19 protein-coding genes are annotated in these 18,342 nt (G+C 44.9%); 8 read left to right on the forward strand and 11 right to left on the reverse strand.

Translation table 11 applies throughout. From position 1 onward, the window contains the following. Positions 1–119 precede the first annotated feature (119 nt). Positions 120–485, reverse strand: a complete 366-nt coding sequence (locus tag VPNCDNU1_RS18285; RefSeq protein ID WP_104401652.1) for a nuclear transport factor 2 family protein — start codon at positions 483–485, stop codon at positions 120–122. Between the two features lie 343 nt (positions 486–828). Between VPNCDNU1_RS18285 and VPNCDNU1_RS18290 the strand changes: the two genes are divergently transcribed. Next, the gene (locus tag VPNCDNU1_RS18290) at positions 829–1,581 is read left to right on the forward strand and encodes an SDR family NAD(P)-dependent oxidoreductase (RefSeq protein ID WP_104401653.1); all 753 of its coding nucleotides are present in this window, start codon (positions 829–831) and stop codon (positions 1,579–1,581) included. A 154-nt stretch (positions 1,582–1,735) separates the two neighbouring features. Here VPNCDNU1_RS18290 and VPNCDNU1_RS18295 read toward each other — a convergent pair whose 3' ends face one another. From VPNCDNU1_RS18295 to VPNCDNU1_RS18330, 8 genes are all read right to left on the reverse strand, one after another. Next, positions 1,736–2,722, reverse strand: coding sequence for a zinc-binding dehydrogenase (locus VPNCDNU1_RS18295; protein ID WP_104401654.1), 987 nt, complete (start codon positions 2,720–2,722; stop codon positions 1,736–1,738). Beyond that, a complete protein-coding gene (locus VPNCDNU1_RS18300; RefSeq protein WP_104401655.1) occupies positions 2,719–3,846 on the reverse strand; it encodes an ABC transporter ATP-binding protein in 1,128 nt (375 codons plus the stop codon). The genes VPNCDNU1_RS18295 and VPNCDNU1_RS18300 overlap by 4 nt, the downstream gene beginning before the upstream one ends. Positions 3,847–3,862: 16 nt before the next feature. Further along, positions 3,863–4,675 (reverse strand): carbohydrate ABC transporter permease, encoded by an 813-nt coding sequence (locus VPNCDNU1_RS18305; protein ID WP_104401656.1) that lies wholly within the window; start codon positions 4,673–4,675, stop codon positions 3,863–3,865. 11 nt (positions 4,676–4,686) lie between these two features. Next, positions 4,687–5,577 carry a carbohydrate ABC transporter permease gene (locus VPNCDNU1_RS18310; RefSeq protein ID WP_104401657.1) on the reverse strand — a complete coding sequence of 297 codons (891 nt, stop codon included), beginning with the start codon at positions 5,575–5,577 and terminating at the stop codon, positions 4,687–4,689. A gap of 90 nt (positions 5,578–5,667) precedes the next feature. Continuing rightward, complete coding sequence (locus VPNCDNU1_RS18315) at positions 5,668–7,074, reverse strand: ABC transporter substrate-binding protein (protein WP_104401658.1); 1,407 nt, start codon at positions 7,072–7,074, stop codon at positions 5,668–5,670. A 45-nt stretch (positions 7,075–7,119) separates the two neighbouring features. After that, positions 7,120–7,635, reverse strand: a complete 516-nt coding sequence (locus tag VPNCDNU1_RS18320) for a VOC family protein (RefSeq protein WP_104401659.1) — start codon at positions 7,633–7,635, stop codon at positions 7,120–7,122. Positions 7,636–7,710: 75 nt separating this feature from the next. Further along, a complete protein-coding gene (locus VPNCDNU1_RS18325; protein WP_104401660.1) occupies positions 7,711–8,733 on the reverse strand; it encodes an aldo/keto reductase in 1,023 nt (340 codons plus the stop codon). 295 nt (positions 8,734–9,028) lie between these two features. Beyond that, positions 9,029–9,745 carry a TetR/AcrR family transcriptional regulator gene (locus tag VPNCDNU1_RS18330; RefSeq protein WP_237324166.1) on the reverse strand — a complete coding sequence of 239 codons (717 nt, stop codon included), beginning with the start codon at positions 9,743–9,745 and terminating at the stop codon, positions 9,029–9,031. A gap of 186 nt (positions 9,746–9,931) precedes the next feature. Here VPNCDNU1_RS18330 and VPNCDNU1_RS18335 point away from each other — a divergent pair, with 186 nt between their 5' ends. The 3 genes from VPNCDNU1_RS18335 to VPNCDNU1_RS18345 all read left to right on the forward strand — a co-directional run bounded on the left by VPNCDNU1_RS18335 (position 9,932) and on the right by VPNCDNU1_RS18345 (position 13,967). Further along, positions 9,932–11,527 carry a GMC family oxidoreductase gene (locus VPNCDNU1_RS18335; RefSeq protein ID WP_104401661.1) on the forward strand — a complete coding sequence of 532 codons (1,596 nt, stop codon included), beginning with the start codon at positions 9,932–9,934 and terminating at the stop codon, positions 11,525–11,527. Between the two features lie 66 nt (positions 11,528–11,593). Further along, positions 11,594–13,120, forward strand: coding sequence for a CoA-transferase (locus VPNCDNU1_RS18340; RefSeq protein ID WP_104401662.1), 1,527 nt, complete (start codon positions 11,594–11,596; stop codon positions 13,118–13,120). Then, positions 13,113–13,967, forward strand: a complete 855-nt coding sequence (locus tag VPNCDNU1_RS18345; protein ID WP_104401663.1) for a sugar phosphate isomerase/epimerase family protein — start codon at positions 13,113–13,115, stop codon at positions 13,965–13,967. Before VPNCDNU1_RS18340 ends, VPNCDNU1_RS18345 begins: the two co-directional genes overlap by 8 nt. Before the next feature lie 450 nt (positions 13,968–14,417). Here the strand turns inward: VPNCDNU1_RS18345 and VPNCDNU1_RS18350 are convergent, their stop codons facing one another. Beyond that, positions 14,418–14,855, reverse strand: a complete 438-nt coding sequence (locus VPNCDNU1_RS18350; RefSeq protein WP_104401664.1) for an Rrf2 family transcriptional regulator — start codon at positions 14,853–14,855, stop codon at positions 14,418–14,420. 81 nt (positions 14,856–14,936) lie between these two features. On the opposite strand from VPNCDNU1_RS18350, the gene VPNCDNU1_RS18355 reads away from it, so the two are divergent. The 4 genes from VPNCDNU1_RS18355 to VPNCDNU1_RS18370 all read left to right on the forward strand — a co-directional run bounded on the left by VPNCDNU1_RS18355 (position 14,937) and on the right by VPNCDNU1_RS18370 (position 16,628). Next, positions 14,937–15,368 (forward strand): hypothetical protein, encoded by a 432-nt coding sequence (locus VPNCDNU1_RS18355; protein WP_104401665.1) that lies wholly within the window; start codon positions 14,937–14,939, stop codon positions 15,366–15,368. A gap of 92 nt (positions 15,369–15,460) precedes the next feature. Further along, a complete protein-coding gene (locus VPNCDNU1_RS18360; protein ID WP_104401666.1) occupies positions 15,461–15,679 on the forward strand; it encodes a DUF3565 domain-containing protein in 219 nt (72 codons plus the stop codon). A gap of 47 nt (positions 15,680–15,726) precedes the next feature. Then, positions 15,727–16,119: an NUDIX hydrolase gene (locus VPNCDNU1_RS18365; RefSeq protein ID WP_104401667.1), complete on the forward strand. Its 393-nt coding sequence runs from the start codon at positions 15,727–15,729 to the stop codon at positions 16,117–16,119. A gap of 143 nt (positions 16,120–16,262) precedes the next feature. After that, positions 16,263–16,628, forward strand: coding sequence for a VOC family protein (locus tag VPNCDNU1_RS18370; RefSeq protein ID WP_104401724.1), 366 nt, complete (start codon positions 16,263–16,265; stop codon positions 16,626–16,628). Between the two features lie 55 nt (positions 16,629–16,683). Here VPNCDNU1_RS18370 and VPNCDNU1_RS18375 read toward each other — a convergent pair whose 3' ends face one another. Next, positions 16,684–18,315, reverse strand: coding sequence for an electron transfer flavoprotein-ubiquinone oxidoreductase (locus VPNCDNU1_RS18375; protein WP_371410802.1), 1,632 nt, complete (start codon positions 18,313–18,315; stop codon positions 16,684–16,686). Positions 18,316–18,342: the final 27 nt, after the last annotated feature.

Below are 18,342 nucleotides of genomic sequence, written 5' to 3' on the forward strand. Positions count from 1 at the left end.
ATTGCACATAGTCACCTTCATCATCTGGAAACCGACAGTTTGCGTATTCTGCCGGTTTCCAAACTACTTGTTCTTTTAGAGCTTTAAACATCGCTAATCTGTGCGTTCAAAGCGCTGTCTTAACCCATAAACGTGACACGCTTAATCAAACCATCTTCCACTTCATAAGCGGCGATAACCTTAAGGCTTGTTTCAACCTCGCCAGAGGCTAAGCTTGAAGACTCCGCTAATTCGTGGTCAACCAAAAAACGGTCGTGAACAATACGCTTCAACGACGTTGCATTGAGATACGTTAAGCTGGCGAATTTCTTTCCATAGCGCTCAATCAACGTATCTCTCCCTGTATATTGAAGCCCTTTAGAGAAAGAGTGAATCTCCACATCTTCATGATAAGTAGCCGCGAATGCATCAATGTCGCGCGCGTTGTAGGCATCTAATTGTCTGTCTACGATGGCTATCGTCAACTGTTCCGTTTCTGTGTGCATGTATTGTCCTTATTTCTAGTTTGAGAAAGAGGGTATACGCAAATTATACCAATCGTAATAAGTAATTACTCATTCTAGCTTGTTAAAACACTCGATAACTGCGTTAAAAAATTTGATTGTAGAATAACTACTTATCGAAATTTTTTGCCTCGTTCTCAAGCGTTTTTCCTTCGCTATTTATGAACACTTACTTACTGTGATTGGTATTACAGGAAGGTGCAAATGATTGAATGCTCTCATGGTATGAATGCTGATTCTAAATTCTGCACGTTGCAATTTTTAATTTACAGGTATATAACTAGATAGTTACAAATATTCATTTATCTAAGCAAAGGAGTGCGATATGAAAAATGTGGTGATTACCGGGGCTTGCTCAGGCATGGGGCTTAGTGCGACTAAGTTATTTCTTGAGCGAGGTTGGGGAGTCGTTATGGCCGACCTAAGTGAAGAGGCAGGGGCTGAACACGTTAAGCAGTTCAAAGCAGCAGGGCATGGAAATGTATGGTTTTACTGCTGCAATATTGGTAAACGTGAAGACGTAGAGAAGTTGGCTCTTTTCACGTTCGAAAACGCCAAACATGTGGATTGTGTCATCAACAACGCCGGCATTTGGCGGGGGGGAGAGCTACACGATACCTCTGAAGAAGATTGGGATGCCATTTTTGATGTTGATGTGAAATCTGTATTTCTTACCACTCGAAGCTTTGTTCCTAAGATGATCGAAAATGGTGGAGGCACCATAGTAAACACAGCTTCTGTGTCTGGGCTTTACGGTGACTACAGCATGGCGGCTTACAATGCTGCCAAAGGTTCTGTCGTTAACTTAACCCGAGCGATGGCGCTAGATTATGGAAAGTATAATATCCGAGTAAACAGTGTTTGCCCGTCGGCATGCGCGACTCCAATGTTTTTAGCCAATCCAGAAGATGTGGTCGATCTCTTCAACAAAAAGAATCCCCTTGGTCGAATCTGTACCCCCGACGAAGTCGCAGAAGCCATGTATTTCTTGGCGACAGAAGCATCTCGTTCATGCAACGGTGTCAATCTACCGATTTCTGGTGGAATGGATGGGCACACAGGGCAACCTGTACAGTAGTCTCTGTTCACTCTATATCTCTGTTCACACTATTGTGCCGAGCAGTATTATTGCTGGCGATTATATTGTTGATGGTTATATTGCTGGTGATTATATAGTTGATGGTTGTATTGCTAATGGTTATTGCCTGCTCCCCACGCTAGTGGGGAGGAGCTTACCAGATTAGAATGTTGAAAGGTTTGGTCAGTTTATGGTTGATTAGGTCACTGTATACCGCCTGCGGATCGGTCAAAACCAACTCCTCAGTGAGAGTATCAAGCGGAATTCCTCCGTCTAAAGACAACCACTTTAATGCTCTTTCAAAACCACCAAAGGTGCTGTAGGGATTATTGTTATAGCCTTCATAGAGTTCTTCCCAAACAAATCCTTTTGAACGAAGTGGTACTTCCCACTCCCAACCTGAACGCAAGTTTACGTAGTTGAAAAACACTTCGCTTAGAATAGATTGCGCCAGAATATCGGTATTTGGTTTCCACGGAACACCAACCAATACGACTTCGCCGCCTTTACGTACTATGCGGCAAGCATCGAGTACCGCAGCTTCGTGCCCCGAACAATCTATCACCAAAGCAATATTTTTAGCGTAGCTAGGGTCGTCTAATGGGAAGTTTTGCTGCGCATTTAGCCCACTTTCGGTCGCTTCCATTCTGCGTTGCTCATTGGGTTCGATTACCAGTACATCGTAGCCCGCAAGTTTGCATTGATGAGCGGCGAGATACCCCACAGGGCCAGCACCAGATACAATGACTTTGTCTCCTACTTTGGCTTTTGTGGTCATCAGAGTGGTCATGGAAACCCCCATCAACCTCGCAATGACGGCTTTGCTTGCCACCATATCTTCAGGAATGGGAACCACATATTTTTCATCAAACTGCTGTGATGAACGATGCCCTCCCATGCATAAAAGCAGTTGTCCAAGTTTGATATTTTGGACTTTATCCCCCATTTCGTCAGCTCGAAATACCGCGGCATATCCGGGTTTAATAGGGTAATCACCTTGCGTAAACCATGCCGATTCCGTTCCAGGGCTAATCAGCGAGCAAACGGTTTTTCCTCGTATTTCTGTCTCCTTTATCGGGTCGAGTTCAAACGTTTCAAAATGGGCGGTTTTTGACCCCGTAAACACAATTTCCTTATTCATGCTGCACTCCGTTTTTCGGAAGATGAGTGACCATTTGGCAATAGATTTTCTTTCGTTCTGCTATCGAAAATACTGGCTTGTGACATATCAAAACCGACGTGCAACGTCTGCCCTTCCGAAAACGAAGTGGTGCTGGAAACTAATGCACACATTTTTGTCTCTCCGACAGAGAGATTAATGAGCTTTTCTTGCCCTAGATATTCTATGAGCGTCACCGTTGCTTCCAAACTTGGTGTATCGGACAAGGCGTGATGTGAGAGAAGAAGGTGATCAGGCCGTACACCCAGAACAATCCGGCTATCCGATGGTTTTTTAGCTAGTTTGAGCCCTTCTATCGTGAAAGTCACACCGTTGAACTTGATTTCAGCACCGGAGCTATTTCGTTCCATGGTAGCGTTCAAAAGGTTCATTTCTGGGCTGCCAATAAAGGTTGCAACGAAAGTATTGGCAGGGTGACGATAAATGGATTCAGGTGAACCGATCTGTTCTATCAACCCGTCTCTCATGACCACGATTTTATCGGCTAATGTCATCGCTTCTATTTGATCGTGTGTGACATACACAACGGTCGATTTTAACGTTTGATGCAACTTAGCAATTTCGAAACGCACCTTGCTCCGTAGCTTGGCGTCGAGATTTGACAGCGGTTCATCGAACAAGAATACATTAGGGGTTCTTACCATAGCCCTGCCCATTGCAACTCTTTGCCTCTGTCCGCCAGACAATTGGCTGGGTTTTCTGTCTAGCAGCGCTTCTAAACCAAGCATTGAGGAGACATTGGTAATGCGTTCATTGACCTCGGCTTGAACCAGTTTCTGGGGTTTCAGCGCGAACGCCATGTTTTCACGCACCGTCATATGTGGGTATAGCGCGTAGTTTTGAAACACCATGGAGATACCACGATCCTTTGGAGGCACATCATTTACTATCGTATCGCCAATGCACAGATCGCCAGAAGTCACATCTTCTAATCCTGCAATCATCCTTAGAGTGGTGGTTTTCCCACAACCAGATGGACCCAAGAGAACCACAAACTCACCGGGCTCAATTTTCAAATCGATACCATGGACAATTTCCGTGTCGCCATAGCTCTTTGTAATGTTCGTTAATGTCACTGATGTCATGAAAACTTCCTTTTTCTTAACCTTTAACTGAACCCATGGTGAGCCCTTTAACTAGCCAGCGTTGGCATGTCAGAACAAAGATCACCCCCGGAATTAAAATGATGAATGAGCCAGCCATAATTCGGCCCCATTGCACCGCGTCGCTCGACCAGAAAGACATCACAGCAACGGTAACGGTTTGAGCGTTGGAACCCGTGAGCATTAACGCAAACAAGAACTCGTTCCACGAGAAGATAAAGCAAAAGACGGCAGAAACCGCCAAACCCGGCGCCGTAAGTGGCAGCGTGACTCTGAAAAACACCGATAACAGCCCGTGACCATCGACTTGAGCAGCCTCTTCTAACGCCATTGGGATCTCATCGAAGAAACCTTTCATTAGCCAAACTGTCAGTGGAATGTTAAAGGTGGAGTACACAATGATCAGCGCCAAAGGCGAATCCAGCAGGTTAACCGACTTAAAAATGATGTAGTAAGGCACAACAACGGCAATTGGAGGAAACATTCTCAAAGACAAAATCCAGAACGCTATATCGCCAACCCATTTACCCTGAATTCGAGAAAGTGCGTACGCAGCAGACGAGCCTACAATTAAACTGAATGCGGTGGATCCGAGTGCGACAATCAAGCTGTTGAGGATCTGGAGGTGGAAGGGCCTCATCGTGAATAGGTCGTAGTAGTGCTGTAGCGTAGGCTCGAAAAGAAACGCGGGGGGTTGTGAAAACATATACGCGGCAGGCTTAAGGGACGACATCAAGATCAAATAGATTGGTGTCATGAACAAAAGCAATGCGATAGCGACGGAGAAATAAGTGAGTATTTTTTGTTTCATGTCTTCGATCCCTAATGATTTTCTTGCTGGCTCTTCTGCAAAGAGCGGAAGAAGAAAGTGATGAGTACAACGATAATGATCAGCGAGACAAATGAGGCAGCAGCACCGACCCCCATTCGCCAAAAGGTAAAGCTTTGGCGATATATGAACAGCGACAAGACCTCTGTTGAGTCACCCGGCCCTCCTTTAGTAAGAACAAAAATGATGTCGTAAATTTTGAAGGCATCAATGGCGCGTAAAAACAGTAAGCTCACCAGAACCGGCTTCAAATGGGGGAGCGTGATGTGGCGGAAAATGTCCCAGTTTGAATTGCCATCAATCTTGGCTGCTTCCAATGGCTCGGTTGGCATACTTTGAATTGAAGCCGCTATACCCATCATAAAGAAAGGCGTCCACTGCCAAATATCCGCTATTGCAATGGCCGTCAGAGCCCAATTGGTGCTGGTGATCCAACCGACGGAATCAATGCCAACTAAGCCCAAAAAGTAGTTGAGATAGCCAAGCTCAGGGAAATAAAGAAATAGCCACACTAAACCGACAATCACTGGCGCTATCATCATCGGAATCAGCAAAAGTGTTCTTACAATCGCCATTCCCGGAATAGGGCGAGTAACCAGATACGCGAGTCCAAGCCCTAATATTAATTGAACAGATAGGGTTGCCCCCATCAGCTTGAATGTGGTCACCAACGAATGGAAGAAGGGCGACGATGTCAGAATTTCTTGGTAGTTGGATACCCCAACGAACACTCTTGGAATAAAAGGCTTGGCAAGATCGTAACTTCGAAAACTCAACCAAAGCGCATAGAGCATCGGGTAAATGGTTACCGAAAACAGGACAACAATCGCTGGTAGCAAGAAGGTCGTCGCAAGAGATCGGTTCCGTTGTTTGATAAAACTCATAAACTACATCCGTGTCAGCACGTGCAAGTATGACTGGGCACTTGCCCAGTCAAGGTTACGTTTACTTGGTCAGTAAACCTTAAAGAAGGGCTACTGAAGCGCTTCGACAGGTACATCGTTTATCCAACGTAAGCGCATGTCTGTGGAGAAGATTTTTAAGCGAGAATTAATTTGCGTACAGGCTTTCTCTAACGCTTCTTTTGCCGTTGCCGTTTCACCCGCCACAAATTTGTTTAGCTCAATACCAAATGACTCTTCAACATCGGCATAGAATGGATGGAAAATACGACGTTTTGCATGACTTTGTGTTTCCAGTAAGACTTTGTAGTACGGATATTTTTTCTGCAATTCAGGGTTGGAAAGAATCGATTTGTGGAATTGACTTACGCCTGAACCTTCATTTGCAAAACGGCTCATCAGATCGCGGCTTGTGCTCCATTTTATGAACTCCCAGGCCGCATCTTTTTGCTTGGTATTGGATTTGCTGTTAATAGCAAACGAAAGTGCGCCAGTATACGTCGGCTGAGGCTCTCCGCCACCGGTTGGGCTTGGTGCATATCCGGCTTCACCAATCGTGGGAAGAACGGCCTCTTCAGGGTTGGTTAGACGCACTGTTCGTACCGACCAATAGCCAGAAGTCGCGGTTTCACCACGTTCCATATATCCCGTGCGGATATCCCACATTAATCCGAGATAATCAGGTGGGTTGAACTTCACCAATTCCTTCATAACATTTGCTGCTTTTACGTGGGCTTCTCCCGTCATGGCGCATAAGCCTGTTTCTGGGTCCCAGTAATCACCACCAAAGCTCCTCATTATTGGGAAGTAATCGTGTGTAATTGCCCCTGCTACTCGGCTATAGGCTTGAGCGTTACCGTAGAAGTCCTTGGTTAACGTTTTACCTGCTAACGTGTCGCCTTTCTTACGAGTAAAGAATTCGGCGATATCGATGTATTGTTCCCACGTTTTGGCAGGCGCTAACTCGTAACCGTATTTCGCTTTAAATGCCGCTTTCTCTGCTGGATTTTCATACAAATCTTTTCGATAGTTTATCGACCAGATCATGCCAGATGCAGGGAAGGCAAGGAGCTTACCCTGCCAAGAGTTTTCTTGGAGTTGGATGGGGATAATGTCATCAAGATGAATGTCATTGGCATCACGTTTTACGCGAGAGGTAAGATCTTCCAGTGCTCCAGACTCACCCAAAACACCTACCCATGGGCTATCAATCCATAGCAATTGATACGTTGGGCTATTGGCACTCGATTCAATAATTATCTTATCGATAAGGCCAGGGTAAGGAAATTGATCGATTTGAACATCGATCCCTGTTTTTTCTTTAAACTCCCCGATTATCGGAGCGACGCGAGTTACAGACGTATCGCCGATGGCGAGCATTTTTAGTTTGGTTCCAGCGAAAGGCTTGTCCGCAGCTTGTCCGGGTAAAGCCAGTATTGCAGACAAACTGATCAAGCAAGCCGATATCATCCTTTTCATGGCTATTTTTCCTTGTCATGTTCTAACAAATTCAGTCGGTTAAGACTAAACACTTGGTTTAGGAGACCACATCTTTGGACCTCCTTCTTTTTCGTATCCCATTGCGCCCTCGGTACTAACGATTTCCATGTACAATCCCCAAGGTGTGCGGAAATAAAGCCAGTTCAATCCCTCCATTGGACCTGCATCGATAAGCGTTGGACCTTCGAGTAAATCGACTCCCATTGTCTTCAATCGCTCAGCACTTTCGTACACGTTGTCGACTTCCAGAGCGATATGAAAACCGCCAATTTCACTGTTCATTTTTTGAGGGGTGGCGTCTTCACCGCTGTATTCAAAAATTTCTAATGCGCCCCCAATACCACATTGCAGAACTCGCATATCTTTGATTCTTCGGCCTGCATTTACCCCTAGCCTTTTTTTCATGAACTCATCGTCTACATCTACGTAGCCCACATTCATGATGGTTTCAGCACCAAACACATCGGTAAAAAACTGGACTGCTTGTTCTATGTCTGGAACGGTGAAGCCAATGTGGTTTATTCCGTGTACTTTGATCATGTATGCGTCCTTATAAGTAACTAGTTAGTTATTAATAGTATAAAGAAACCCACTTATTGTGAATCTCGCTATTCGCTAATCTTTGGGCGTAGGGGCGTCTTCTCGAATCAAATGTTGCTTCTTGAGGGTTTCCCAAAACTCTGATGGAATCGTCTGATTAATCCACGTTAAGTTTTGTTTCAGTTGAGCCACATCTCGTGTGCCAGGAATAATAGAGGGAACACATGGGTGGGCGAGTACAAATTGCAAAGCAGCGGCTGGAAGGGAGACATTAAACTCTTGGCATACCACTTCTATTTGTGCGACTTTCTTTTTAATATTGGCAGGAGCTGGTGCGTAGTTGTACTTGGCTTTTTCGGTTGCTCCTGTCGCTAGGATGCCACTATTAAACCCTCCGCCGATGATGATTGAAGCGCCGCGTTCTTCACAAAGCGGTAGGAATTCATCCAGCGCTTCTTGTTCAAGTAGGGTGTAACGACCTGCAAGCAAGAAGCTATCAAAATCCCTTTCTATCAACGCTTGATGACATACCTGCCACTCATTTACACCCACCCCAATGGATTTGACCACCCCTTCATCGCGCAGTTGGCTCAGCGCCTTATAAGCGCCATCCATTGCTTCTCTGAACCGAGCGGGTTGATCATCCTTACCATGCGTGAATGAATCAATATCGTGGATAAAAGCAACGTCGATTCGCTCCAGCCCTAATCGCTGAATCGAGTCTTCAATACTGCGCATGGTGCCATCGTAGCTGTAGTCGAAGTGCATTTCGAAGGGAAGGGCATTTACCCAAGGTGTAAAATCGATTTTTTCCCTAGCTTGAGGCGTTAAGATTCGACCGACTTTGGTTGACAAAACAAATTCATTGCGAGGTTTCCATCTAAGGGCATGACCAACACGTACTTCGGACAAGCCATGGCCATACATTGGAGCCGTGTCAAAATAGCGAATACCAGCTTTCCATGACTCTTCAATCATGGCTTCAGATGTTGTTTCATCAATAGGTCGAAAGATATTTCCAATGGGGGCAGAGCCAAAACCCATTGCTGTAACATTGAGTCCACTTCGCTTAAACACATTGATTTGATTCGATTTCATAACCATCCCTCAGTAATAGAAGTACTTTCTCTTGAAGCAACAGCTCCAAACAGCATGAGAATGAAAAAAGTAATGTTGCAATTATGTAAACAGTTAGTTACTTGATTTGCAAGTGTCAAATCTAAGAAAAGTGACGGAGAAGTTTTCTTGAGAAGTCGGTATATGATGTTATAGGCACATTAAGATAGGTAATAGAAAGATAGAAAGATAGAAAGATAGAAAGATAGATAGAAGAGCAGGAAGACTTTACCGCGCTCGAATGGATAGACGAGCGCAGAAAGCGATTGAGTCAAACTTAGATCTTCACCATTCTTAAAATGGTTTCAACGTTAAATGCCAATCGTTCTTTTAACGCTTTGTCGGCCATTAAATCCCGATCAAACAAAATGGATCCAGTGTAACGGTTGGTGAAATAGTAATAGCTGACAGCAGCAATTGTGATGATAAGCTGCACTGGGTCGACGCCTTCTCGGAAAACTCCCGATTTCACGCCGCGTTTCAGAATGTCTTGTATCATTGAAACAAACGGGTCGCGCAGCGATTCAATTACCTCTGAAGACTCTAGATGCACCGCTTTGTGCAAATTCTCACTGTTTACTAAGGTCAGAAATTCAGGGTTATCTAAATAGTATCGCCAAGTGAATTCAACTAAGACTGTTAGTGCTTTTTCTGGCTCCATTTCTTCAAGATGTAAAGCGCGTTCAGCTTTACGAATGTCGAAATATGCCTGTTCTAGTACCGCCTTAAAGAGTTTTTGCTTGCCGCCAAAATAGTGGTAGATCATGCGTTTATTGGTTTCTGAGCGTTCCGAGATTTCATCGACACGCGCTCCAGCATATCCATTTTGAGCAAACTCATATTTTGCAGCCTGAAGAATACGTTCTTTAGTGGCTTCACTGTCTCTTTGATGAATCGGTTTCTTTGCTTTCTGGTTCGCCACAATTTGTTCCCGTTGGTTGTTTTGACCTTGATGCACAGACGCGTGCAATAAAGTAACTATATATTTACTCACCTGCAACTGCTAATAAAAACAGTGCGATCTTTCTAGGCTTTTTGCGTAACTCATGGTGCTTCGTCACACAAATAACAGTTGAAAATTTAACCATTCAATTATATAACTAAATAGTTACTTGGTGTCGCTGCTTTTAAGTTAAGGACAACTAGGCACCAGAAAGACCCTAAAATTTAAGGATGAAAGATGTACGATTATCTCATCATCGGTGGCGGCTCGGCAGGGTGTGTTTTAGCATCTCGACTCACTGAAGATCCCAACAATCGCGTTCTGCTATTGGAAGCCGGACCTGTCGATAAAGACATGTATATCCATATGCCAATAGGCTTTTTCAAAACCACTAAAGGTCCATTGGTTTGGGACTACTTCACCAAACCAACAGAGCATCTCTCTAATCGCTCTATTGTGTACCCCCAAGGAAAAGTCATTGGTGGTGGGAGCTCGGTTAACGCGCAAGTTTTTACTCGCGGCTGCCCAGAAGATTACGATCGTTGGGCAAACGAAAACGGATGCGCTGGTTGGTCCTATGAAGACGTTAAGCCCTATTTTGTTCGATCAGAATCTAACCAAATCTTTGCCAATGAACATCACGGCACGGAGGGACCTTTATCGGTATCTAACCTTATCTACAAAGATCCTCTATCTCATACGTTTATCCGCAGTGCCCAGCAAGCTGGGCTGCCCTACAACCCCGATTTTAACGATGGCAAACAAGCCGGAGCAGGGTTTTACCAAGTGACGCAAAAAGATGGCAAACGGTGCAGCGCTGCGGTTGGGTATTTGTCGCCAGCGCTAAAGCGCTCAAACCTCACGGTCATTACGGGATGTATGGTTCATAAGCTGCTGTTCGAAGGCAAATCTGCTGTTGGAGTGGAGTGCGAACATGAGGGAGCGAAACATACTTACAAAGCCAATCAGGAGGTGATTCTTGCTGCCGGAGCTATTGCGTCGCCAAAACTTTTGATGCTCAGTGGAGTGGGCGATCCAGCATGGTTGAAAGATCATGGTATCGATGTTGTTCATGAATCTTTGGGGGTAGGAAAAAACCTGCAAGATCATTATGACATCGATACGATTCATGAGTTGAACGGCCCATACAGCATGGAGCGTTACAACAAACCACTGAGTAAATTGATGGTGGCTTTGCAGTATCTGATTTTTAAAACAGGACCTGTGACTTCCAATATCGCAGAAGCGGGTGCATTTTGGTGGGGAGATAAAGAGCAAAAAACACCGGATATTCAATTTCACTTTCTGCCCGGTGCAGGAGTTGAAGCGGGGATTCCTGAAGTACCATCCGGTTACGGCGTGACTCTGAACTTCTATCAGCTAAGACCGCGAAGCCGTGGCACCGTTGAGTTAGCCAGCACCAACCCGGCGGATAATCCTATTGTGAACACGAACCATATGTCTGACCCCTACGACGTCCAAGTTGCGATAGAAGGGGTCAAGCTATGCCGAAATATGATCAATCAACAGGCTTTTAGCGATCTAATAGAGCGTGAGCATTTTCCCGGAACCCAAGTTGAAACCGACGAGCAAATAATCCAGTTTTGTCGTGAGCATGGTCGAACGGCTTACCACCCCGTAGGGACTTGTAAAATGGGGGCGGACGATGACGTTATGGCAGTGGTCGACACTCAATTACGAGTCAAAGGGCTTAATAACCTCCGTGTGATTGATGCGTCCGTTATTCCAACGATAGTGAGCTCAAATACCAATGCTGCGGCGATCATGGTGGCAGAAAAGGGCGCAGACTTAGTGTTGGAAAAAAGCGTCTAGTTTATTAGATGCTTCTTATTTGAATTTTTATTAACTAACTAGTTGGTTATTTGTCTTGGAGTAAGCATGGAGCATGTAGGGAAATTAAAACAATTACAAATGGGAGAAGTAGCTCCATTGATATTTGATGGAGCCACCATCGCGCTGTGTGGCTCTGGTGGTGGTTTGCTGGAAGCGGACGCATTATTTAAAGAGTTAGAGCAAAGTTTCTTGGCAACAGGGCACCCAAAAGATCTCACATTAGTCCATGTTTTAGGGATCGGCGACGCTCAGGAAAAGGGGCTTCAACGTTTCGCCCACAAAGGAATGGTCAAACGTGTAATAGGTGCACATTGGAGCTGGGCACCCAACATGCAGGCGCTTTGCCGTAATAACGATATTGAAGCGTATACCTTTCCTGCCGGGGTGATCTCAGGGGTGTTGCGTGAAACAGGCGCAGGTCGCCCCGGCTTTTTTACTAAGGTCGGGTTAGGTACGTTTGTCGACCCCGAACACGGTGGTGGAAAAAGCAATGAAGTGACCAAACAAGAGCTGGTGGAAAAGCTTAATGTAGATGGGGAAGACATTTTGCACTTCAAACCCATCAGGGTCGATTTCAGTTTTATACGCGGTAGCATTGTCGATAACAACGGTAACCTTTCTACCCGACATGAACCCGTTGATCTTGATGCTTATACGATGGCGTTAGCTGCCCATAACTGTGGTGGCAAGGTGATTGCCCAAGTCAAAAGTTTAACCGACTCACCCATATTACCCGCGAGAGCCGTCACTATACCGGGCATTATTCTCGATCATGTCTTCGTCGAGCCCAGCCAAGAGCAGTGCCGAATATCAGAATATGATCCATCCATTAGTGGGGAGCAATGGAGCCACGGAAATGGCAGCAATCCCGAACCAAGTGAGCTTCCATTCGGGATTCGTTTGTATATTTGTGAGCGAGCAGCGGATGAAATAAAAAATGCGCGTTCTGCAAATTTTGGTTTTGGTATATCTGGGGGTATCCCGGCAGTATTGGCAAAGCGTGGAATACGCTATTGGGGAACCGTCGAACAGGGTATTCATAATGGCGACATGCTCGATGGAGAAATGTTTGGTGCGGCGAGAAACCCTCAAGTCATTATGAGCTCGCCAGAGCAATTCGACTTTTTTACCGGTGGCGGTATCGATATCACTTTTCTTGGTATGGGTGAAGTAGACCGAGAAGGGAATGTGAATGTGTCCAAAATTGGCGACAATCTCGTTGGTCCCGGTGGTTTTATCGACATCACATCTGGCGCTCAAAAAGTGGTGTTTTGTGGCACTTTCGAAGCCAAAGGGCTGAAAGTCCGCAAAGACGCCGAAGACAAATTGAGCATCGACCAATATGGCAGTGTGCCTAAAGTGGTAGAGGAAGTGAGCCACATAACGTTCAGCGGAAAGCAGGCTTTTAAAAATGGGCAAGAGGTCGTCTATGTTACCGAACGTGCGGTATTTAAACTCACGGAACAAGGGCTGACGTTGATTGAATTAGCCAAAGGCACCGACTTAAAGAAAGACGTTCTCGACCGGTTGCCTTTCAAACCAACCATTGCATTGGAGAGCGAAAATGCGTGATTTTACGTCCAGTAAGAAAGCGTTAGCACTCAATACCGCAACGCTTGGACATAATGTGCCAGGCAAAGGTTTTGGTTGGAATACCGAGGAGCTTATCGACAACTGTGCAGAACTGGGCTTTTCAGGTATTACCTTTTGGCGTCAGGAATTCAATCAAAAACAAAGTTTAGACTCAGTAGGTAGAGCCGTTAGGGGAGCTGGCATGTCTGTGTCGGGATTATGCCGCTCCCCATTTTTTTGCGGCCCCTTTGCCCCAAATGAGCAACGAGTTAAGGATGACGTCAAACTCGCTATCGAGCAGACTGCGCAGCTTCAAGCTGAATGTTTGGTGATTCTTACCGGAGGCGTTCCTATCGGGTTGAAAGGCATCACCGCAGGATGGGGGCAGGTCGAATCCATTCTTGCACAGGCAGCGGAGTACGCCGCCCAGTGCGGAGTCAAACTGGCGTTAGAACCTTTACACCCAATGTACGGCGGCGATCGTTCTTGTATTGTGACCGTAAAAGATGCACTGACTATCTGCGAAAACGTGGGTGTGCAAAACCTAGGGATTGCCGTTGATGTATACCACGTGTGGTGGGATTCCCAGTTAGAAGCTTCACTAAAAGGCACAGACAAAGTGTTCTCCTTCCATCTGTGTGACTGGCTGGCTGAAACTAAAGACCTGCTCCTGGACAGAGGCATGATGGGCGATGGCGTTGCAAACATCCAAGAGATCCGCCGAATCGTTGAAGATGTCGCTGGCTACCAAGGGTTATGTGAAATCGAAATTTTCTCAGAATATTGGTGGAGCCAACATCCTAGGAAGGTGCTTGAAACTTGTGTCGATAGGTTTCGGTGTTGCTGAACGCAGCGTTTACTCATTAATTAGGGAATAAAGTGAACCTATTAAACTTAGGTCAGTCATATAGAACTTCGATACAAAATAGCTCTATAATTCTGTTTTTAATGGGAATATTTAAAGTGCTGGATGAATTAAATTTAGCTTCTCAGGATTTAAGTCCAAATAAAAAAGTTCAAGACTGGAGCCGTTGCTGAGTAATTCATAATGCAGAGACTATAGTGTTAGCACTTAACTGTTGGCGCTATCTTTATCCAATATTACATCGTCTCTGAGCACTGAATCCTATATCACAACCATCTTTCTCATACAGGCAATAATTGCGCTTTGTAGGTTTTTCTGACGCTAGTTATCGCTCATAAGTTGCCGTGAAAGCATGGGTTTACGTGGTATGGCTAACATATTCGCCATCTATAGAAGCGTTCCCACGTGAGCCCGACCACCTCCCACAGAGATTTAATTGGGATGGCAATTTAGCGCTTTCATAATTTTGGGTCTTACAACAGTATCCATATCAGCAACACTGATCGATTCTAAATGCGCTAGCAGTGAGCTTTCGGCTTCCAAATAGAATTCATTGATATAGTTTCCTAGTATGTTCGATACTGGCTCTGCACCAGCAGGGTGCCGCGCGAACAGTTCAATGTTTTGAGATGCCGCTTCATAGACTTCTCTCAAATTAATGCTTGAAGCAGGGCGTGCAAGGCGGCTACCACCATTCGCTCCTCTCTTCGTATCGACTAACCCGGATTGGTTTAATCGGACCAATACTCTTCTAAGGACGACAGGACTAGTTCCGAAACTCGCGGCTAACACGTTGGATGAAACTAGCTCGCCGTCATTAGAGGTAAGAAAGCCAACAATGTGAAGCCCTATAGCAAAATCAATATTCATATTTTAATTGTAACCATATAGGTTGCATTATCGATATCTTAATTGTAACCTTTTTAGTATCTTTTAAGGAAGGAACAAGTTATGAAAACATCGATGTTGTTAAAAATATCCGCCGTTCTGTGGGTGGTTTGGGGGCTAGTTCATATATTCGCTGGCGTTGTAGTCATGAGTAACGAGACCCCTGCCGCCGTTCAGGCTGTTGCGGACGGTGTCAGCACAGGCTTGCTTGATGCGACATACCCTGATGCGGCTGGTGCAATTATCAACCAGCACGGTTGGAATTTGGCTTGGTTTGGCATAGTAACCGTTGTCGGTGCTGTGTTTATTTGGCGCAACAATGCCACCGCTATTTTTGTTTCAGCACTTGTAGGTGGCATGGCTGATCTGGGGTATTTCATCTTCTTGGATTTAGGTGGTTACGTAAATTTTGTTCCAGGAACAATTATGACCGTGGTTTCTGCATTAGCGATAGTTTTAAGCATTACTGCTTACTTCAAAAAAGAGAGCGAGTAACTCTACTTTACTCTCCCCCGTTTTTGATAGGTAGCATGATTATTGTGGTAGTCTGACAATAACTTAAGCTGGTTGTGTGGCTATTGAGAAAGATGAAACAGTCCATTGTCGGTTACCATAAAGATGAATTTGATGACTGGGTGGCCAAATTGCAATGCGGTCATTTTCAACACGTCCGGAATAAACCTCCTTTTATAAACAGGCCCTGGGTTGAAACGGAGACTGGTCGAGATTCTATGTTGGGCTACAAACTGAATTGTAAAAAATGCGATTTAGGTGAACCTAAAGATCGACTTAAGCCAGCTTGGTAGAATGGAAATTCAATCTCTTCGTTAGAACTTTAAAAGGATGTTATGTATTGAAAGCACATGAATGCGTTTCCTTTATTATGCTGAATGGCTCAGAAGTACTGTTAGAAAGGCGCAGTAAGCTGAAGGAAACTGACCCTAGTTTAATCGCGATACCTGGTGGTCATATAGAAGACGGTGAAACTCAAGTTCAGGCGTTATTTCGAGAGGTCGAAGAGGAATTGAATGTTATCCCAAGTGAATACAAATATTTGTGTTCACTTTATCACCCCACGCAAGAATTACAGCTAATTCATTACTTCATCATAAACAGTTGGAAAGGCGATATGGTGGCTAAAGAAGCCGATGAAATTAAGTGGCACTTATTAGAATCGGCTCAAATCGACATCGCTGCTGATAGTATTGCGTTGAATGAAGTGAGACGAGTTAGTCGATACCTCTGAGTTCCGTTCTAACGCATCCTAGAACTTTAATTTTGTGTACCGACGACTGATGCAAAGGCAGGTGCATGTATGTATATCCTGATGGGATTGTTACAGCGCTTGGAAAAAGACAATTCGAGATTGATAAAAAAGGAAAGTCAGAAATGAAGAATCCAGTTGGCTATTTTGAAATTCCTGTGCGAGACATTGATAGAGCCATAAAATTTTATGAGATCGTATTCGGTCATCAATTTGAACGAGCTGTAATTGATGGTAATGAAATGGCAATTTTTTCATCCAACGATCAGTGGGAAGGAATCACCGGAGCCTTGGTTAAGGGAGAAAGCTATGTCCCTTCAAAAGACGGTTCACGGCTCTATTTCAATGCAGAAAACATAGATGAAACGTTGAGTAAAGTGTTGTCTCATGGTGGCAAAGTTCTTTACCCAAAAACATCTATTGGAGAGTTAGGTTGGGTTGCCGAATTTGAGGACATAGAAGGTAACTGTATAGCACTTCACTCATCTTGAATTAGTGAGTAAAGGTTTAATCAGGCTTCGGCTCAGACAGCCGAAGCCTAGAGAGTCACATCCCAGAATAATTCGGACCGCTTCCTCCTTCTGGTGGTGTCCAAGTGATGTTCTCACTGGGATCTTTGATGTCACAGGTTTTGCAGTGAACGCAGTTCTGGCTGTTGATGCGAAAAGTGGGTTCGGCACTTTTTGAGTATTCAATTTCGTAGACCCCAGCAGGGCAGTAGAACTGGGCTGGTTCGCCAAATAGCCGTAAGTTGGTACTGATAGGTATGGTCGTATCTTCAAGCTTTAAGTGATTGGGTTGATCATCCCTATGAGATAGGTTTGCTAAATAAACAGAAGACAATCGGTCGAAGCTGAGTTTACCATCCGGCTTTGCATAGGAACAAAGCTCAACCGTCGAGAGAGATTGCATCGATTTGGCGTCCTCATCTTGATGATGTAAATGCCATGGTGCATTGCCATCGAATATTCTGCTTTCTAGAGTCTGCATAGCACCTCCAGCCCAATTCCCCCATTTCTTGATTGAAGGTATAAGGTTACGTGACGCGTAAAGCTCTTGGTGTAACCACGAGTTTTCGAATAACCGGTTAAAACACTGCGATTTGTCCTGCTCCGTTTTCTCCCAGCTTTCAATGATGGACTGCGCGGCAAGCATGCCGGATTTCATCGCGGTGTGCGTGCCCTTTATTTTAGCGACATTCAGAGTCCCTGCATCGCAGCCTAGCAAAAATCCACCTGCAAAACTCATTGCGGGTAGGGAATGAAATCCGCTTTTATTAATGGCTCTCGCACCGTAGCTGATGCGTTCGGCTCCTTCGAGTAAGTCGGCTAGCCACGGGTGATGCTTCAAAGACTGAAACTCCATAAAAGGCTGCAGTGAAGGGTTGCCGTAATCAAGGTCGATAACCAAACCAAGAGATACGAGGTTATCCCCATAGTGATAACAAAAAGCGCCGCCATGGGCACGTTGGCTCAATGGCCAGCCAATGGCATGCTCCGTTTTTCCTGGTATGTGTTTGTGGTTAGGAATTTTCCAGATTTCTTTAAACCCTAAGGCAAAATGGTTTGGATCTTTACCCTCGTCCAAATTGAATCGGCGGATCAACTGTTTACCTAGATGACCTCTCGCCCCTTCACAAAATAAGGTTTGTTTGGCTTTAATGTGAATAGCAGGCACGTGGTTAGGGCTTTCAGAACCATCTTGGTTAAGACCCATTTCCCCCGTAATGATACCGTTAACTGAACCGTCATCATCAAAAGCAATGGTGTTTGCGGTAAAACCAGTAAAGATCTCAATGCCTAAACTTTCTGCGTGTGAGCCCAACATTTGGCATAACGATCCAAGGCTGATTACCCAATTTCCAGCGTTATCCAGATCTTTAGGAAGCAACATGTGGGGGATACGGAATTTTTCTGTACCACTTTTAAGCCAATAAAAATCATCTTGCGTGACAGGGTTACCAAATTCTGGCGATAGATCGCGCCAATTAGGTATTAGTTCATCCAAAGCGCGTGGTTCGAGAACCGCACCTGAGACGATATGCGACCCGATTTCTGCTCCTTTTTCTAACACACAAATCGAGTGTGCTTTTCCTTGAGCTTCGCTGAGTGTTTTTAAATGAATGGCGCTGGCGAGACCACTTGGGCCAGCACCAATCACCAAAACATCGTATTCCATTACGTCCATAATAAATATCTAGTTAGT

It is taken from the genome of Vibrio penaeicida (genome assembly GCF_002933855.1).
Lineage (GTDB): Bacteria > Pseudomonadota > Gammaproteobacteria > Enterobacterales > Vibrionaceae > Vibrio > Vibrio penaeicida_A.

Excerpts from the sequence above, each read along its gene's own strand:
- VPNCDNU1_RS18285 (WP_104401652.1), bottom strand. The coding sequence starts at position 485 with ATGCACACAGAAACGGAACAGTTGACGATAGCCATCGTAGACAGACAA.
- VPNCDNU1_RS18290 (WP_104401653.1), top strand. The coding sequence starts at position 829 with ATGAAAAATGTGGTGATTACCGGGGCTTGCTCAGGCATGGGGCTTAGT.
- VPNCDNU1_RS18295 (WP_104401654.1), bottom strand. The coding sequence starts at position 2,722 with ATGAATAAGGAAATTGTGTTTACGGGGTCAAAAACCGCCCATTTTGAA.
- VPNCDNU1_RS18345 (WP_104401663.1), top strand. The coding sequence starts at position 13,113 with ATGCGTGATTTTACGTCCAGTAAGAAAGCGTTAGCACTCAATACCGCA.
- VPNCDNU1_RS18320 (WP_104401659.1), bottom strand. The coding sequence starts at position 7,635 with ATGATCAAAGTACACGGAATAAACCACATTGGCTTCACCGTTCCAGAC.
- VPNCDNU1_RS18370 (WP_104401724.1), top strand. The coding sequence starts at position 16,263 with ATGAAGAATCCAGTTGGCTATTTTGAAATTCCTGTGCGAGACATTGAT.
- VPNCDNU1_RS18300 (WP_104401655.1), bottom strand. The coding sequence starts at position 3,846 with ATGACATCAGTGACATTAACGAACATTACAAAGAGCTATGGCGACACG.
- VPNCDNU1_RS18310 (WP_104401657.1), bottom strand. The coding sequence starts at position 5,577 with ATGAGTTTTATCAAACAACGGAACCGATCTCTTGCGACGACCTTCTTG.
- VPNCDNU1_RS18350 (WP_104401664.1), bottom strand. The coding sequence starts at position 14,855 with ATGAATATTGATTTTGCTATAGGGCTTCACATTGTTGGCTTTCTTACC.
- VPNCDNU1_RS18325 (WP_104401660.1), bottom strand. The coding sequence starts at position 8,733 with ATGAAATCGAATCAAATCAATGTGTTTAAGCGAAGTGGACTCAATGTT.
- VPNCDNU1_RS18315 (WP_104401658.1), bottom strand. The coding sequence starts at position 7,074 with ATGAAAAGGATGATATCGGCTTGCTTGATCAGTTTGTCTGCAATACTG.
- VPNCDNU1_RS18335 (WP_104401661.1), top strand. The coding sequence starts at position 9,932 with ATGTACGATTATCTCATCATCGGTGGCGGCTCGGCAGGGTGTGTTTTA.
- VPNCDNU1_RS18375 (WP_371410802.1), bottom strand. The coding sequence starts at position 18,315 with ATGGAATACGATGTTTTGGTGATTGGTGCTGGCCCAAGTGGTCTCGCC.
- VPNCDNU1_RS18360 (WP_104401666.1), top strand. The coding sequence starts at position 15,461 with ATGAAACAGTCCATTGTCGGTTACCATAAAGATGAATTTGATGACTGG.
- VPNCDNU1_RS18305 (WP_104401656.1), bottom strand. The coding sequence starts at position 4,675 with ATGAAACAAAAAATACTCACTTATTTCTCCGTCGCTATCGCATTGCTT.
- VPNCDNU1_RS18355 (WP_104401665.1), top strand. The coding sequence starts at position 14,937 with ATGAAAACATCGATGTTGTTAAAAATATCCGCCGTTCTGTGGGTGGTT.
- VPNCDNU1_RS18340 (WP_104401662.1), top strand. The coding sequence starts at position 11,594 with ATGGAGCATGTAGGGAAATTAAAACAATTACAAATGGGAGAAGTAGCT.